This is a genomic window from Halosaccharopolyspora lacisalsi, from assembly GCF_014137975.1.
Lineage (GTDB): Bacteria > Actinomycetota > Actinomycetes > Mycobacteriales > Pseudonocardiaceae > Halosaccharopolyspora > Halosaccharopolyspora lacisalsi.
In genome coordinates, this window is the sequence record NZ_JACGWZ010000009.1 from 1 (window position 1) to 15037 (window position 15037).

The 15037-nt window shown below is 70.2% G+C and carries 19 protein-coding genes; 10 read left to right on the top strand and 9 right to left on the bottom strand.

All coding sequences use genetic code 11. From position 1 onward, the window contains the following. From FHX42_RS24350 to purB, 5 genes are all read left to right on the top strand, one after another. A partial coding sequence (locus tag FHX42_RS24350; RefSeq protein WP_182546816.1) for a TetR/AcrR family transcriptional regulator occupies nt 1–479 on the top strand: 479 nt, incomplete at its 5' end. A gap of 248 nt (nt 480–727) precedes the next feature. After that, nucleotides 728–850 carry a hypothetical protein gene (locus FHX42_RS27940; protein WP_407926321.1) on the top strand — a complete coding sequence of 41 codons (123 nt, stop codon included), beginning with the start codon at nt 728–730 and terminating at the stop codon, nt 848–850. Nucleotides 851–943: 93 nt separating this feature from the next. Further along, nucleotides 944–1117, top strand: coding sequence for a sigma factor-like helix-turn-helix DNA-binding protein (locus tag FHX42_RS27945; RefSeq protein ID WP_407926322.1), 174 nt, complete (start codon nt 944–946; stop codon nt 1115–1117). Beyond that, entirely contained in the window at nt 1117–1896 is a 780-nt protein-coding gene (locus tag FHX42_RS24360; RefSeq protein ID WP_182546817.1) for a hypothetical protein, read from the top strand. Before FHX42_RS27945 ends, FHX42_RS24360 begins: the two co-directional genes overlap by 1 nt. Nucleotides 1897–1999: 103 nt before the next feature. Beyond that, nucleotides 2000–3433, top strand: a complete 1434-nt coding sequence (gene purB, locus FHX42_RS24365) for an adenylosuccinate lyase (protein WP_182546818.1) — start codon at nt 2000–2002, stop codon at nt 3431–3433. Nucleotides 3434–3456: 23 nt separating this feature from the next. Here the strand turns inward: purB and FHX42_RS24370 are convergent, their stop codons facing one another. Beyond that, nucleotides 3457–4479, bottom strand: coding sequence for a TerC/Alx family metal homeostasis membrane protein (locus FHX42_RS24370; protein ID WP_182546819.1), 1023 nt, complete (start codon nt 4477–4479; stop codon nt 3457–3459). A 224-nt stretch (nt 4480–4703) separates the two neighbouring features. After that, the gene (locus FHX42_RS24375) at nt 4704–5048 is read right to left on the bottom strand and encodes a hypothetical protein (RefSeq protein ID WP_182546820.1); all 345 of its coding nucleotides are present in this window, start codon (nt 5046–5048) and stop codon (nt 4704–4706) included. A 223-nt stretch (nt 5049–5271) separates the two neighbouring features. Here FHX42_RS24375 and FHX42_RS24380 point away from each other — a divergent pair, with 223 nt between their 5' ends. Then, nucleotides 5272–6459, top strand: a complete 1188-nt coding sequence (locus FHX42_RS24380; protein ID WP_182546821.1) for a 4-hydroxybenzoate 3-monooxygenase — start codon at nt 5272–5274, stop codon at nt 6457–6459. Nucleotides 6460–6497: 38 nt separating this feature from the next. Here the strand turns inward: FHX42_RS24380 and FHX42_RS24385 are convergent, their stop codons facing one another. Further along, the gene (locus tag FHX42_RS24385; protein ID WP_328796720.1) at nt 6498–7148 is read right to left on the bottom strand and encodes a TenA family protein; all 651 of its coding nucleotides are present in this window, start codon (nt 7146–7148) and stop codon (nt 6498–6500) included. A 96-nt stretch (nt 7149–7244) separates the two neighbouring features. Here FHX42_RS24385 and FHX42_RS24390 point away from each other — a divergent pair, with 96 nt between their 5' ends. From FHX42_RS24390 to FHX42_RS24400, 3 genes are all read left to right on the top strand, one after another. Continuing rightward, the gene (locus FHX42_RS24390) at nt 7245–8138 is read left to right on the top strand and encodes a phosphoribosylaminoimidazolesuccinocarboxamide synthase (RefSeq protein ID WP_182546823.1); all 894 of its coding nucleotides are present in this window, start codon (nt 7245–7247) and stop codon (nt 8136–8138) included. A 102-nt stretch (nt 8139–8240) separates the two neighbouring features. Further along, nucleotides 8241–9029 (top strand): DUF2334 domain-containing protein, encoded by a 789-nt coding sequence (locus FHX42_RS24395; protein ID WP_182546824.1) that lies wholly within the window; start codon nt 8241–8243, stop codon nt 9027–9029. Nucleotides 9030–9192: 163 nt separating this feature from the next. Further along, nucleotides 9193–9597, top strand: a complete 405-nt coding sequence (locus tag FHX42_RS24400; RefSeq protein ID WP_328796722.1) for an ATPase — start codon at nt 9193–9195, stop codon at nt 9595–9597. A gap of 85 nt (nt 9598–9682) precedes the next feature. On the opposite strand, the gene FHX42_RS24405 is transcribed toward FHX42_RS24400, so the two are convergent. The 5 genes from FHX42_RS24405 to FHX42_RS24425 all read right to left on the bottom strand — a co-directional run bounded on the left by FHX42_RS24405 (nt 9683) and on the right by FHX42_RS24425 (nt 12957). Beyond that, the gene (locus FHX42_RS24405) at nt 9683–10318 is read right to left on the bottom strand and encodes an MBL fold metallo-hydrolase (RefSeq protein WP_182546904.1); all 636 of its coding nucleotides are present in this window, start codon (nt 10316–10318) and stop codon (nt 9683–9685) included. A gap of 11 nt (nt 10319–10329) precedes the next feature. After that, nucleotides 10330–10527: a hypothetical protein gene (locus FHX42_RS24410; RefSeq protein WP_235987922.1), complete on the bottom strand. Its 198-nt coding sequence runs from the start codon at nt 10525–10527 to the stop codon at nt 10330–10332. Nucleotides 10528–10604: 77 nt separating this feature from the next. Further along, complete coding sequence (locus tag FHX42_RS24415; protein WP_328796722.1) at nt 10605–11009, bottom strand: ATPase; 405 nt, start codon at nt 11007–11009, stop codon at nt 10605–10607. Between the two features lie 163 nt (nt 11010–11172). After that, nucleotides 11173–11961 carry a DUF2334 domain-containing protein gene (locus FHX42_RS24420; RefSeq protein ID WP_182546824.1) on the bottom strand — a complete coding sequence of 263 codons (789 nt, stop codon included), beginning with the start codon at nt 11959–11961 and terminating at the stop codon, nt 11173–11175. 102 nt (nt 11962–12063) lie between these two features. Then, a complete protein-coding gene (locus FHX42_RS24425) occupies nt 12064–12957 on the bottom strand; it encodes a phosphoribosylaminoimidazolesuccinocarboxamide synthase (RefSeq protein ID WP_182546823.1) in 894 nt (297 codons plus the stop codon). Between the two features lie 96 nt (nt 12958–13053). On the opposite strand from FHX42_RS24425, the gene FHX42_RS24430 reads away from it, so the two are divergent. Next, complete coding sequence (locus FHX42_RS24430) at nt 13054–13704, top strand: TenA family protein (RefSeq protein WP_328796720.1); 651 nt, start codon at nt 13054–13056, stop codon at nt 13702–13704. A 38-nt stretch (nt 13705–13742) separates the two neighbouring features. Here FHX42_RS24430 and FHX42_RS24435 read toward each other — a convergent pair whose 3' ends face one another. Continuing rightward, the gene (locus tag FHX42_RS24435) at nt 13743–14930 is read right to left on the bottom strand and encodes a 4-hydroxybenzoate 3-monooxygenase (protein ID WP_182546821.1); all 1188 of its coding nucleotides are present in this window, start codon (nt 14928–14930) and stop codon (nt 13743–13745) included. Nucleotides 14931–15037 lie beyond the last annotated feature (107 nt).

Genomic DNA, 15037 nt, shown 5'->3' on the forward strand with positions numbered 1-15037 from the left:
CGGTGGCCGAGCGCGCCGAACTGCCGCTCGCGTCCACCACGTACTACTTCACCTCGCTGGACGACCTGGTCACCGAGGCCGTCAGGTACGAGGCCGGTGAGGAGCTCGAAGCGGGACGGCGACGCCTGGAGCAGCTCACCGAGGAGCACCGCGGTACCGAGACCGTCACAGAGCTGATGCTGGATCTGCTGCTGGGCGTCCGCTCCCGCGACGGTGGGGTCGAGCCGGTGTTGCTGCGCTACGAGCGGCTGGTCGGCGCGCCCCGGCGCCCCTATCTGGCGCCGCTGATGCGGGAACTCTCCGCGCAGCTCCACGACCTGCTGGCCGAGATCCTCGCGCACTGCGGCATGGAAGTCGGCCGCGACCGCATGTTCGAACTGATCGCGCTGGTCGACGGTACGGTCGTCAACGCGCTGAACGAGAGCGATCCCGATCCGCGTGGTGCCGCGCGGCGAATGCTGCGTTCCCAACTGGAGTGATCGCGCGCGGAAAGTCTCTCCGCGCTCACGCAACCCCTCTTCGCTTTCCGGCGCGTAGTAGGGGCCGGTAGTGCGGAAAGGGGCCATCGACCGATGCGGAGTTCAGTACGAGGAATCGTTTCGCGTGTTCGCCAGAGACCAGGCCGCGGCGCTGCGTCGCTCGGCGTACCTGCTGTTGCGGTGACTGGCACCTGGCGAGGATCTCGCTTCAAAACACCTTCACCAAGCTTTATCGGGCCTGGAAGCGGGTGGACGACACGACGAAGGAGGCCTACGCGCGCAAGGCCCTGATGCGTGCGTGGTTGGACGAACGACGACGTCCCTGGCGCCGGGTGGAGAACCGCCAGCGGGGTGATCCCGGACTCCGGTAGTACCGGGTCCGATCCCGAGGTGGCGGGGCAACGCGCGCGGACGCGGAATCTCGTCGCGCACGCGTTGACCGAGGTGCCGCCACGGAGCGGGCGGTGCTCGTACTGCGCTACTGGGAGGACCTGCCGATCGCCGAAGTGGCGGCGGCGCTGAGGTGTTCCGAAGGCACGGTCAAGAGCCAGAGCTCGCGCGGGTTGCAGAGCCTGCGGGAGGCGATCGCGCGGTACGACCCCGACCTGGTCGGTGTCGACGCGGAAGGGACAGCGTGATGGACGAGCAGACACTGCGCGCCGGCATGCGCGACGCCCTCGACGACGAACCACCGCTGGGACTCGAGCCCGACCGGATCGCCGACGAGGCCAGGAGAGCCCAGCGCAGGCGTCGGGCGACCTTCGGCACGGGCGTGGCCACGCTCGCGGTTCTCGCGGGAGCCGCCACGATCCCCGCCGTGACGGGACCGCACCACCGGGAGGTGATCCCGGCCGCACCTTCGGTGGTCACCGACGTCCCCACCGAGGGCGCGGTCCCGCCGAAGCTGTCGCAGGACGAACTCGACCAGCGTCGCCGGATGCTCGAGAACCACGCGGCGAAGGCGGTGCGCAGGGTCGCACCGAAGCTCGACGACGTGAGTCTGGAGCATTCGGGGCTCATCGGCATCGGCGCGCCCCGGCCCCGCATGCCCCGGAAGCTGAACATGAGCGTGGGTTTCACCGACAGCACCGGGCCGACCGCGGTCTCCGTCGAGGTCGGCACCGCGGGCACCTTCGACAAGGCTCCGTCCGAATCCTGCGACGACACGCTGACCTGCGAGGTCGTGAACCGCCCGGACAGGTCCGTGCTGGTTCGCGACGCGGTGCTGGTGGGGCCGCGGTCCGCCGTGACGGAGTCGGTGTCGCACTACCGCACCGATGGCACCGTCGTCAGGGTCACGGCCTTCACCTACGACCCGGCCACGCCTTCAGCGGACGAGGTGCGCGAGAACCCCGCGCTCAGTGAGGAGCAACTCACCGGCCTGGCCACCGACCCGAAGTTCACGTTGGGCAAGTGACTCCGCAACGCCGCGCCCGCGCCCGCGACCCGGGCGCGGCACGGCCGCGTCGGGCGGACCAGGTGCACCGCCCCGAGTGGCACCGCACGTATCCTCGACGGTCGTGACGGACAAGCCCAGCATCCCCAACGTCCTGGCCAACCGCTACGCCTCGCCCGAGCTGGTCGAGCTGTGGTCACCGGCGCACAAGGTCGTTCTGGAGCGAAGGCTGTGGTTGGCGGTGCTGCGCGCGCAGGCCGACCTCGGCATCGACGTTCCCGAGCAGGCACTGGCCGACTACGAGCGGGTGCTGGAACGGGTCGACCTGGACTCCATCGCGGAGCGGGAGCGCGTGACCCGGCACGACGTGAAGGCGCGCATCGAGGAGTTCAACGCGCTGGCCGGTCACGAGCACGTGCACAAGGGCATGACCTCGCGCGACCTGACGGAGAACGTCGAGCAGTTGCAGGTGCGCCGCAGCCTGGAGCACGTGCGCGACCGCACGGTCGCCGTGCTCGCGCGGCTGGCCCAGCTCGCCTCCGAACACGGCGAGCTGGTCATGGCGGGACGTTCGCACAACGTCGCGGCCCAGGCCACCACGCTGGGCAAGCGCTTCGCCACCGCCGCCGACGAACTGCTCGCCGGGTTCCACCGGCTCGAGGAGCTGCTGAGCCGCTACCCGCTGCGCGGCATCAAGGGTCCGGTCGGCACGGCCCAGGACGCGCTGGACCTCGTCGGAGGCGACCGGGACAAGCTGGCCGAGCTGGAGCGCCGGGTGGCCGGTCACCTCGGTTTCGGCAAGGTGCTGACCAGCGTCGGTCAGGTGTACCCGCGCTCGCTGGACTACGAGGTGCTGACCACGCTGTCCCAGCTGTCCGCCGCCCCGTCGAGCCTGGCCAAGACGATCCGGCTGATGGCTGGTCAGGAGCTGGTCACCGAGGGGTTCAAGCCCGGTCAGGTCGGCTCCAGCGCGATGCCGCACAAGATGAACACCCGTTCCTGCGAGCGCGTCAACGGCCTGGCCGTGGTGCTGCGCGGGCACGTGTCGATGGCGAGCGAGATCGCCGGTGACCAGTGGAATGAGGGCGACGTGTCCTGCTCGGTGGTGCGCCGGGTCGCGCTGCCGGACGCCTTCTTCGCCTTCGACGGGTTGCTGGAGACCTTCCTGACGGTGCTCGACGAGTTCGGCGCCTACCCCGCCGTGATCTCCCGCGAGCTGGACCGCTACCTGCCGTTCCTGGCCACCACGAAGGTGCTCATGGCCGCGGTGCGGGCCGGGGTCGGGCGCGAGACCGCGCACGAGGCCATCAAGGAGAACGCCGTCGCCGTCGCGCTGGACATGCGCGAGCGGGGTATCGAGGGCAACGACCTGCTCGACCGGCTCGCCGCCGACGAGCGACTGCCGCTGGACCGCGACCAGCTCGGCGCGCTGCTGGACGACCGGCTCGACTTCACCGGAGCGGCCACCGACCAGGTCCGCGACCTCGTCGCCGAGGTCGACAGGATCACCACCCGCCATCCCGAGGCCGCCGCCTACACCCCCTCCGACATCCTGTGAGACGTCGAGCCCGGTGAGCGTGGTCAGCTCCCGTGGCTGGTCCCCTCCGCACCGCGACGGGCGTACAGGCTGGTCAGCGTGACGGTCGCCAGGATGACCACGATGACCGCCAGGGAGAGCGCGGTGGGAACGGTCGGCACGGCGGGCCAGATTCCGTGGGCCCAGTGCAGCACCAGCTTCACCCCGATGAACGCGAGGATCAGCGCCAGGCCGTGGTTGAGGTGGACGAGCTTGGCCAGCGCGGTGTGCAGCACGAAGTACAGGGCCCGCAGCCCCAGCAGGGCGAAGGCGTTGGTGGTGAACACCAGGTAGGGATCCTCGGTGATGCCGTAGACGGCGGGCACGGAGTCGACGGCGAAGACCACGTCCACGGCGAAGATCGCCACGACCACGACGGTCAGCGGGGTCAGGGCGCGCCGTCGGCCTTCGCGCACCGTCAGCCGGGCGCCGCGGTAGTCGTCGGTGACCGGCATCAGCCGGCGCAGCAGCCGCACCGAACGCATCTGCGAGACGTCGTGGTCGAAGGCGCTCCCGCTGAGCGCTTCGTGCAGGACCTTGACGGCGGTGCCGAACAGGATCGCGCCGAACACCAGAAATGCCCAGGTCCCGGCCTGCAGCAGGGCGGCCCCGGCGGCGATGAAGACGCCGCGCAGCACCAGCGCCCCGATGATGCCGTACAGCAGCACGCGCTGCTGCAGCGCCGCCGGGACGGAGAAGCCGGACAGCACGAGCATGAACACGAACAGGTTGTCCACCGACAGCGACTTCTCCACCACGAACCCGGTGAGGAACTCCAGCGCCTGGCTCGTGCCGAACGTCAGCCACAGGAGCACGCCGAAGATCAGTGGTAGCGCGAGGTAGAACACCGACCACCCCACGGCCTCGCGCATCGAGACCTCGTGGGGGCGGCGGGTCACCAGGAAGTCGGTGGCCAGCAGGGCGAGCAGGACGGCGATGCTGACCGCCCACAACAGCGGCGATCCGATCGATTCCGACGGAGCGGCGAGAGCAGCGGTGGGACCGGGCACGGAAGCCTCCTCGAACATCGTTCGCGTTCGAGGTCTCCTTCGCCCACCGCGGACGGCCTCCCGGGGACATCGGCGGATGTCCGGACTGACCGGGTCGACCCGAGGAAGTACTCCCCTCGCACGCGAGTGTCGCGTATCCGGCCTGTTCAGCCAACCCGAGCCCGTTGCTCCACCGACGAGCGAGCCCGCACCGCTCGGCGCCAACGGTTGGGCGAGCTCGGTGGTGTGCCCGCGCGGCGGGATCAGTCGAAGTCGATGTGCACGTGTACGTGGCCCTGGTCGTCTCGGGTCGCGAGCGCGTCGCCGGTGCGTTGTTCACCGGCCACTTCGAGCGTGGCGGCTCGGCGCTGGTGTCGGAAGTTGCGCCACCAGCGCTTCCGGTCCGGCAGCTGCACCTTGATGACGATGCCGTCGCTGGTGCGGTGGAAGCCGACGACCAGTGAGAAGTGGCGACCGGACCGGTGCCCCCGGTAGGAGAGGACCGCCATGCCGAGGCGGCCGGTGGTCGAGGGCCAGCGGGAGAACTTTCTCACCAACGGCATGGCGATCTTGTTGACCCAGCGGCCGGCAGTGGTAACGGTTGTCATCGTGACGACTCCTGTCTCGGCAGTGGGTGGTTCGCGTTCGGTCGGGCACCGCACGGCCCGCGGTCGCCGGCCGGAGCGCGTCGAAGCGGCACGAGGGTTCGTACTTCCCGCCGGTGCGAAGGTCACCCACGGGACGCGGAGTCACCGAGCCGAGTCCGGTCACCTCACATGACAGCAACGAGGAAGAAGCCATGCACGTTCCCGGAGAAGAGGGCAGCTCCTGATGTCCACCCGTACCAAAGTCGCCGTCGTCGGTGCCGGTCCCGCGGGGCTGACGGTGGCGAACCTGCTCAACCACAGCGGAATCGACTGCGTCCTGCTGGAGGAGCGGAGCCGAACCCACATCGAGCAGCGCCCCAGAGCCGGTTTCATCGAGGAGTGGGCGGTACGCGCGCTGGACGAGCACGGTCTGGCCGACCGGCTGCTGCGCACCGCCGGGACGCAGACCTTCTCCGAGTTCCGCTTCGACGGGGCCCGCCACTTCTTCCGCTACGGGGACCTCTCGGGCCACCGGCACTTCGTCTACCCGCAGCAGGAGCTCGTGACCGACCTGGTCGCGACCTACGTCGACGACGGGGGCGGTGACGCGCGCTTCGAGGTCGCCGACGTGCGGCTGCACGACCTGGACACCGACGCCCCGGCCGTCACCTACACCGACCGGGACGGGCGGGAGCAGCGCGTCGACTGCGACTTCGTCGCCGGGTGCGACGGTGCGCAGGGAGTCTCCCGCAAGCACATGCCGCCCGATGCCGTGGTCGCCCGGCACGACTACGGCATCGGGTGGTTGGCCCTGCTGGCCGAAGCGCCGCCGTCCGCCGACGGCGTCCTGTTCGGCGTCCACCCCCGCGGGTTCGCCGCGCACATGGCCCGCTCGGACCGGGTCACCCGCTTCTACCTGCAGTGCCCGCCCGGGGACACCGAGGACTCCTGGCCCGACGAGCGGGTGTGGCGGGAGCTGCAGGCCCGGCTCGCGGTCCCCGGCGGGGAGATCACCGAGGGCGAGCTGATCGAGAAGCGCGTCCTGGACATGCACAACTACGTGGTGGAGCCCATGTCGCACGGCCGGCTGCATCTGGCGGGCGAGGCGGCGCACCTGGTGGCTCCCATCGCCGCCAAGGGCATGAACCTCGCCCTGCACGACGCGCTGCTGCTGGCCGATGCGTTCGGGGCGCACTACCGGGGCGATGACGCGAAGCTGGACGGGTACTCGGACACCTGCCTGAGCCGGGTGTGGCAGTACCAGGAGTTCTCCCAGTGGCTCTCCGACGTCTTCCACAGCTCCACGCAGGATCCGCCGTCCGATCCGTTCCGGGCGCGGCTCGCGCAGGCGCGGTTGCGCAGGCTGCTCGGCTCCGAGGCCACGGCGACGGCGCTGGCCGAGGTCTACATCGGCAAGCGCGCCGACTTCTGAGGGACGGCCACGTCCCTCCGGCATCCCGCGAGCCCCCGCTACGACCAGTGGGCGTTGAAGAAGTCCAGTTCGTAGCGGGTGGCGAGCTGGAACAGCCGCAGGCACCGGGCCTGCTCGCGCTCGTCCAGGGTGGCGCCGACGCGGTCGAGCTCGGCGCACAGCCACCGGACCCACTCGTTGAAGGCCGCGTTGTTGTGCAGCGTGATCCACTCGCTGTGCAGGAAGTTGTACGGCAACCGCTCGGGTGCCCGAGCGGCCCACTGCTGGTAACTCCACTCGGCGACCACCAGCACCGTCAGGACGTCGGCGTAGCTGCCGCGCGTGTTCATGTCGGCCATCAGCTCGCGGAACGCCTCGGTCGCCTCGTGCCGCTCGGGAACGCTGCGCTCGGCCGCCGGCACTTCCAGCTCGTCGAAGGCCCGCTGGAAGTACGTGTTCTCGTCACTGGTGACCACGGTGATGCTGCCCGCGATCGCCAGCCGTGACGGGTAGGCGTCGGCCCTGGCCAGCGCCGCCCCGAGCAGGGCGAGGAACTGGTCGACGAACTGGTAGTCCTGCACCAGGTAGGAGCGCATTCTCGAGTTCGGCATCGAGCCGTCGAACAGCGCGTCGGTGAAGGGATGGTGGACCACGGCGGTCCAGTCCGGTTCGCTGCGGGAACGCAGCCATTCGGTGAAGCTCCCGGTCACTGTGGGGTCCTTTCGAGCCACGGTCGTCGTGTGCACCATGCCGCATCGGCGGCCCGCCCGGCGCGGTGAAGCACCCTATGCGGCAAAATTCGAGCCGTGGTCACCCTCGCCGAGTACCCCCTGATCGCTGCGGGCAAGGTCCGACAGCTGCACGCCGTGGACGACGAGCACCTGCTGATGGTGGCTTCCGATCGCATCTCCGCCTACGACCACGTGCTGGCCACCCCCATTCCGGACAAGGGCCGGGTGCTCACGGCGATGAGCGTGTTCTGGTTCGAGCTGTTGTCCTCCGAAGTGGACAACCACCTGGTCTCCGCCGACGATCCGCGCGTCCCGGACGAGGTGCGCGGCCGCGCGCTGCTCGTGCGCAGGCTGGAGATGCTGCCGGTGGAGTGCGTCGCGCGCGGCTACCTCACCGGATCCGGGCTGATCGACTACCGCGCCACCGGCACTGTCTGCGGCGTGGAGCTGCCGAACGGACTCACCGAGTCCTCCCGGCTGCCAGAACCGATCTTCACACCGGCGACGAAGGCCGAGCTGGGCGAGCACGACGAGAACGTCAGTTTCGCCGCGGTCGCCCGCACCGTGGGTGACGAGCGCGCCGAGCAGCTGCGCGAGCTGACGCTGCGGCTCTACCGGCGAGCGGCCGAGCACGCCGAGAGCAGGGGCGTCATCCTCGCCGACACCAAGTTCGAGTTCGGCCTCTCCGAGCGGGGCGACCTCGTGCTGGGGGACGAGGTGCTCACTCCCGACTCCTCGCGGTACTGGCCCGCCGACGGCTACGAGCCCGGCCGGGTTCAGCCGTCCTTCGACAAGCAGTACGTCCGGGACTGGCTGACCTCGCCCGCCTCCGGCTGGGACAGGTCCTCGGAGCAGCCCCCACCGGAGCTTCCCGACGAGGTGGTGGCCAACACCCGCGCCCGCTACGTCGAAGCCTACGAGCGCATCACCGGTCGCGATCTGGCTGACTGGCCCGGCCCCGGCGCGTGAGTCCCGCTCGTCATCCGTCCGGGTGGATTACGGCGGGCGTTGACCTCGATCGGGTCCGATCGTTACCGCTCCGTCGAGCGCACGACACTCGAATCAGGCCTAATGGACGGCGTGAGCACGTGGCTCGTGGTGTCGCTGTCCGGACTGGAGAACCGAACCCTGGACCGCTGCGCGGAATTCGCCGCGGAACTGCGGTGTCGCGGGGTTCCGCTGACCCTGCTCGTGGCTCCTCGCCCCGAGCGGGCGGAGCCTCCCAGGCCGGACTCGCCCGTGCAGCGGTGGGTCCGGGGCAGGGTCGCCGACGGCGACGCGATCGCGCTGCACGGTTTCGAGCACTCGGTTCCGGCGGACGGCTTGCTGCCCCGGCTCGTCACGGGGCGCGGTGCCGAGTTCGCCACGCTTCCCGCTCACGAGGCGGGACTGCGGTTGATCGCCGCTCTGGCCACTGTGGAGCGACTCGGGTTGCGCGTCGAGACCTTCGTGCCGCCGCGCTGGCTGGCCTCGCCCGGCACCCTCTCGGCGCTTCGTCACCACGGCTTCACCGTGTGCGCCGACGGTACGGCGGTGCACGAGCTCGACGCGGGGCTGGTGCACCGCGCCCGAGTGCACTCCTTCGGCTCCGGTGAACGCGGCGAGGTCCGGCGCTGCCGCTCCCTGGTGTCGCGCGTCGGTCGCACGGTCCGGCGCGACCTCCCTGTGCGGCTGGCGGTCGACGCGGCCGATCTGCAACGGCCGCTACCGGGACGAGCCGTTCTCGACGCCGTCGACCTCGCCCTGGAGCAGGGCGCCGTCCCGCGGAGCTACGACGATTTCGCCTCGCGGGTCCCGCGCCCGCGTGGTGCGGAGCCTTCGGGCAACGTCGCCGTCAACATCGACCCGCTGTCGCGCTGACCAGGTATTTTCCCGTTCATGTCGATATGAAAACCCCTTCATGGTGCTTTCAGGGGTACTTCATCGGCAGCACCGAAGCTGGTTGGTGTCGGGGCGCCGAGACGGTGGTGCCCCGCTACGGCGGGAAGGTGCAATCATGCGTACGAAGTCCAGGGGCGTCTGGGTGGTCGCGGCGATCGTGGGAGCGGTCGGCCTCACCGGTACCGGCATCGCGATGGCCGGCGACGATGGTGCCCGGCCGGCTCCGGTTCCGGCCTCGGCTCCGGCTGCGGAACGGCCGGCCCCGGCGCCCGTTCCGCAGCAGTCGGCTCCGCAGCAGCTGGAGCGGGACGACGACGCCGACGACCGCGACGACGTCGACGACCGCGACGACGTCGACGACCGCGACGACGTCGACGACCGCGACGACGTCGACGACCGCGACGACGTCGACGACCGCGACGACGTCGACGACCGCGACGACGTCGACGACCGCGACGACGTCGACGACCGCGACGACGTCGACGACCGCGACGACGCCGACGACCGCGACGACGTCGACGACCGCGACGACAGGAACGACGACTGACCGATGTTCGCCGGTGAACGGAGGCGTTCTGGCGGTGTGAGTGCCAAAACGCCTCCGCTCGCCCCCGGGAAGTTCCGGTGAGCCGCTACGGGGAGGTCGGTTCTCCCCTGTTGAGCACGGTGACGCTGGTGTCCCGGGGACCGAGCTGGTCGAACATCCTGTAGTGCATCTCGGGCATCGCGAGCACCGCCTCGTGGATCGGGACGGTGACTCGCGGCCCGACCGCGCGCAGGAAGTCCACCGCCTCGGACAGCTTCAGCCAGGGCGCCCCGGTCGGAAGCCCCAGCACGTCGATGCGCTGCTCGGGAACGTGGAACGAGTCGCCGGGGTGGTAGAAGGCACCGTGGTCGACGATGTAGCCGATGTTGGCCACGGCCGGGAGATCGGGGTGGATGGCGGCGTGCTGTCCTCCGACGACGTTGACCGCCGCCCCGGCCGGCTCCAGCGCGTCACCGGGACGCACCGTCTCGGGGGTCAGCCCGGACTCGGCCAGGCTCTCCGCCGACTCCGAGTCGGCGATGAGCCCGGCTCCCGGGTTGGCCTCGAGCAACGGGAGCAGCCGCCGGGTGTCCAGGTGGTCGGGGTGCTTGTGGGTGATCAGCACCGCGTCCAGCCCCCGGAGTTGTTCGAAGTCGGTGGAGAAGGATCCCGGGTCGATCAGCAACCGGGCCGAGCCGGCCTCGACCAGGACGCAGGAGTGCCCGTAATGAGTAATCCGCACCATAACTCTCCTCAGCGTTCCGCGGGTTTCCACCGGCGTCCCTCGACCATATCGCCGAATCCCATCCAGACCATGTTCATCAGCCGCATCGACAGACCGTCGGCGGTGTGCTCGGGATGGTCGATCCACCAGTCCAGCATGGACTCGCCCGCGCCGACGAGCGCGGCGGCGAACGGTTCCATCTGCTCGACCTCCCCGTAGCGGCTCACCGGAACTTCCCGGGGGCGAGCGGAGGCGTTTTGGCACTCACACCGCCAGAACGCCTCCGTTCACCGGCGAACATCGGTCAGTCGTCGTTCCTGTCGTCGCGGTCGTCGACGTCGTCGCGGTCGTCGGCGTCGTCGCGGTCGTCGACGTCGTCGCGGTCGTCGACGTCGTCGCGGTCGTCGACGTCGTCGCGGTCGTCGACGTCGTCGCGGTCGTCGACGTCGTCGCGGTCGTCGACGTCGTCGCGGTCGTCGACGTCGTCGCGGTCGTCGACGTCGTCGCGGTCGTCGACGTCGTCGCGGTCGTCGGCGTCGTCGTCCCGCTCCAGCTGCTGCGGAGCCGACTGCTGCGGAACGGGCGCCGGGGCCGGCCGTTCCGCAGCCGGAGCCGAGGCCGGAACCGGAGCCGGCCGGGCACCATCGTCGCCGGCCATCGCGATGCCGGTACCGGTGAGGCCGACCGCTCCCACGATCGCCGCGACCACCCAGACGCCCCTGGACTTCGTACGCATGATTGCACCTTCCCGCCGTAGCGGGGCACCACCGTCTCGGCGCCCCGACACCAACCAGCTTCGGTGCTGCCGATGAAGTACCCCTGAAAGCACCATGAAGGGGTTTTCATATCGACATGAACGGGAAAATACCTGGTCAGCGCGACAGCGGGTCGATGTTGACGGCGACGTTGCCCGAAGGCTCCGCACCACGCGGGCGCGGGACCCGCGAGGCGAAATCGTCGTAGCTCCGCGGGACGGCGCCCTGCTCCAGGGCGAGGTCGACGGCGTCGAGAACGGCTCGTCCCGGTAGCGGCCGTTGCAGATCGGCCGCGTCGACCGCCAGCCGCACAGGGAGGTCGCGCCGGACCGTGCGACCGACGCGCGACACCAGGGAGCGGCAGCGCCGGACCTCGCCGCGTTCACCGGAGCCGAAGGAGTGCACTCGGGCGCGGTGCACCAGCCCCGCGTCGAGCTCGTGCACCGCCGTACCGTCGGCGCACACGGTGAAGCCGTGGTGACGAAGCGCCGAGAGGGTGCCGGGCGAGGCCAGCCAGCGCGGCGGCACGAAGGTCTCGACGCGCAACCCGAGTCGCTCCACAGTGGCCAGAGCGGCGATCAACCGCAGTCCCGCCTCGTGAGCGGGAAGCGTGGCGAACTCGGCACCGCGCCCCGTGACGAGCCGGGGCAGCAAGCCGTCCGCCGGAACCGAGTGCTCGAAACCGTGCAGCGCGATCGCGTCGCCGTCGGCGACCCTGCCCCGGACCCACCGCTGCACGGGCGAGTCCGGCCTGGGAGGCTCCGCCCGCTCGGGGCGAGGAGCCACGAGCAGGGTCAGCGGAACCCCGCGACACCGCAGTTCCGCGGCGAATTCCGCGCAGCGGTCCAGGGTTCGGTTCTCCAGTCCGGACAGCGACACCACGAGCCACGTGCTCACGCCGTCCATTAGGCCTGATTCGAGTGTCGTGCGCTCGACGGAGCGGTAACGATCGGACCCGATCGAGGTCAACGCCCGCCGTAATCCACCCGGACGGATGACGAGCGGGACTCACGCGCCGGGGCCGGGCCAGTCAGCCAGATCGCGACCGGTGATGCGCTCGTAGGCTTCGACGTAGCGGGCGCGGGTGTTGGCCACCACCTCGTCGGGAAGCTCCGGTGGGGGCTGCTCCGAGGACCTGTCCCAGCCGGAGGCGGGCGAGGTCAGCCAGTCCCGGACGTACTGCTTGTCGAAGGACGGCTGAACCCGGCCGGGCTCGTAGCCGTCGGCGGGCCAGTACCGCGAGGAGTCGGGAGTGAGCACCTCGTCCCCCAGCACGAGGTCGCCCCGCTCGGAGAGGCCGAACTCGAACTTGGTGTCGGCGAGGATGACGCCCCTGCTCTCGGCGTGCTCGGCCGCTCGCCGGTAGAGCCGCAGCGTCAGCTCGCGCAGCTGCTCGGCGCGCTCGTCACCCACGGTGCGGGCGACCGCGGCGAAACTGACGTTCTCGTCGTGCTCGCCCAGCTCGGCCTTCGTCGCCGGTGTGAAGATCGGTTCTGGCAGCCGGGAGGACTCGGTGAGTCCGTTCGGCAGCTCCACGCCGCAGACAGTGCCGGTGGCGCGGTAGTCGATCAGCCCGGATCCGGTGAGGTAGCCGCGCGCGACGCACTCCACCGGCAGCATCTCCAGCCTGCGCACGAGCAGCGCGCGGCCGCGCACCTCGTCCGGGACGCGCGGATCGTCGGCGGAGACCAGGTGGTTGTCCACTTCGGAGGACAACAGCTCGAACCAGAACACGCTCATCGCCGTGAGCACCCGGCCCTTGTCCGGAATGGGGGTGGCCAGCACGTGGTCGTAGGCGGAGATGCGATCGGAAGCCACCATCAGCAGGTGCTCGTCGTCCACGGCGTGCAGCTGTCGGACCTTGCCCGCAGCGATCAGGGGGTACTCGGCGAGGGTGACCACGGCTCGAATTTTGCCGCATAGGGTGCTTCACCGCGCCGGGCGGGCCGCCGATGCGGCATGGTGCACACGACGACCGTGGCTCGAAAGGACCCCACAGTGACCGGGAGCTTCACCGAATGGCTGCGTTCCCGCAGCGAACCGGACTGGACCGCCGTGGTCCACCATCCCTTCACCGACGCGCTGTTCGACGGCTCGATGCCGAACTCGAGAATGCGCTCCTACCTGGTGCAGGACTACCAGTTCGTCGACCAGTTCCTCGCCCTGCTCGGGGCGGCGCTGGCCAGGGCCGACGCCTACCCGTCACGGCTGGCGATCGCGGGCAGCATCACCGTGGTCACCAGTGACGAGAACACGTACTTCCAGCGGGCCTTCGACGAGCTGGAAGTGCCGGCGGCCGAGCGCAGCGTTCCCGAGCGGCACGAGGCGACCGAGGCGTTCCGCGAGCTGATGGCCGACATGAACACGCGCGGCAGCTACGCCGACGTCCTGACGGTGCTGGTGGTCGCCGAGTGGAGTTACCAGCAGTGGGCCGCTCGGGCACCCGAGCGGTTGCCGTACAACTTCCTGCACAGCGAGTGGATCACGCTGCACAACAACGCGGCCTTCAACGAGTGGGTCCGGTGGCTGTGCGCCGAGCTCGACCGCGTCGGCGCCACCCTGGACGAGCGCGAGCAGGCCCGGTGCCTGCGGCTGTTCCAGCTCGCCACCCGCTACGAACTGGACTTCTTCAACGCCCACTGGTCGTAGCGGGGGCTCGCGGGATGCCGGAGGGACGTGGCCGTCCCTCAGAAGTCGGCGCGCTTGCCGATGTAGACCTCGGCCAGCGCCGTCGCCGTGGCCTCGGAGCCGAGCAGCCTGCGCAACCGCGCCTGCGCGAGCCGCGCCCGGAACGGATCGGACGGCGGATCCTGCGTGGAGCTGTGGAAGACGTCGGAGAGCCACTGGGAGAACTCCTGGTACTGCCACACCCGGCTCAGGCAGGTGTCCGAGTACCCGTCCAGCTTCGCGTCATCGCCCCGGTAGTGCGCCCCGAACGCATCGGCCAGCAGCAGCGCGTCGTGCAGGGCGAGGTTCATGCCCTTGGCGGCGATGGGAGCCACCAGGTGCGCCGCCTCGCCCGCCAGATGCAGCCGGCCGTGCGACATGGGCTCCACCACGTAGTTGTGCATGTCCAGGACGCGCTTCTCGATCAGCTCGCCCTCGGTGATCTCCCCGCCGGGGACCGCGAGCCGGGCCTGCAGCTCCCGCCACACCCGCTCGTCGGGCCAGGAGTCCTCGGTGTCCCCGGGCGGGCACTGCAGGTAGAAGCGGGTGACCCGGTCCGAGCGGGCCATGTGCGCGGCGAACCCGCGGGGGTGGACGCCGAACAGGACGCCGTCGGCGGACGGCGGCGCTTCGGCCAGCAGGGCCAACCACCCGATGCCGTAGTCGTGCCGGGCGACCACGGCATCGGGCGGCATGTGCTTGCGGGAGACTCCCTGCGCACCGTCGCACCCGGCGACGAAGTCGCAGTCGACGCGCTGCTCCCGCCCGTCCCGGTCGGTGTAGGTGACGGCCGGGGCGTCGGTGTCCAGGTCGTGCAGCCGCACGTCGGCGACCTCGAAGCGCGCGTCACCGCCCCCGTCGTCGACGTAGGTCGCGACCAGGTCGGTCACGAGCTCCTGCTGCGGGTAGACGAAGTGCCGGTGGCCCGAGAGGTCCCCGTAGCGGAAGAAGTGGCGGGCCCCGTCGAAGCGGAACTCGGAGAAGGTCTGCGTCCCGGCGGTGCGCAGCAGCCGGTCGGCCAGACCGTGCTCGTCCAGCGCGCGTACCGCCCACTCCTCGATGAAACCGGCTCTGGGGCGCTGCTCGATGTGGGTTCGGCTCCGCTCCTCCAGCAGGACGCAGTCGATTCCGCTGTGGTTGAGCAGGTTCGCCACCGTCAGCCCCGCGGGACCGGCACCGACGACGGCGACTTTGGTACGGGTGGACATCAGGAGCTGCCCTCTTCTCCGGGAACGTGCATGGCTTCTTCCTCGTTGCTGTCATGTGAGGTGACCGGACTCGGCTCGGTGACTCCGCGTCCCGTGGGTGACCTTCG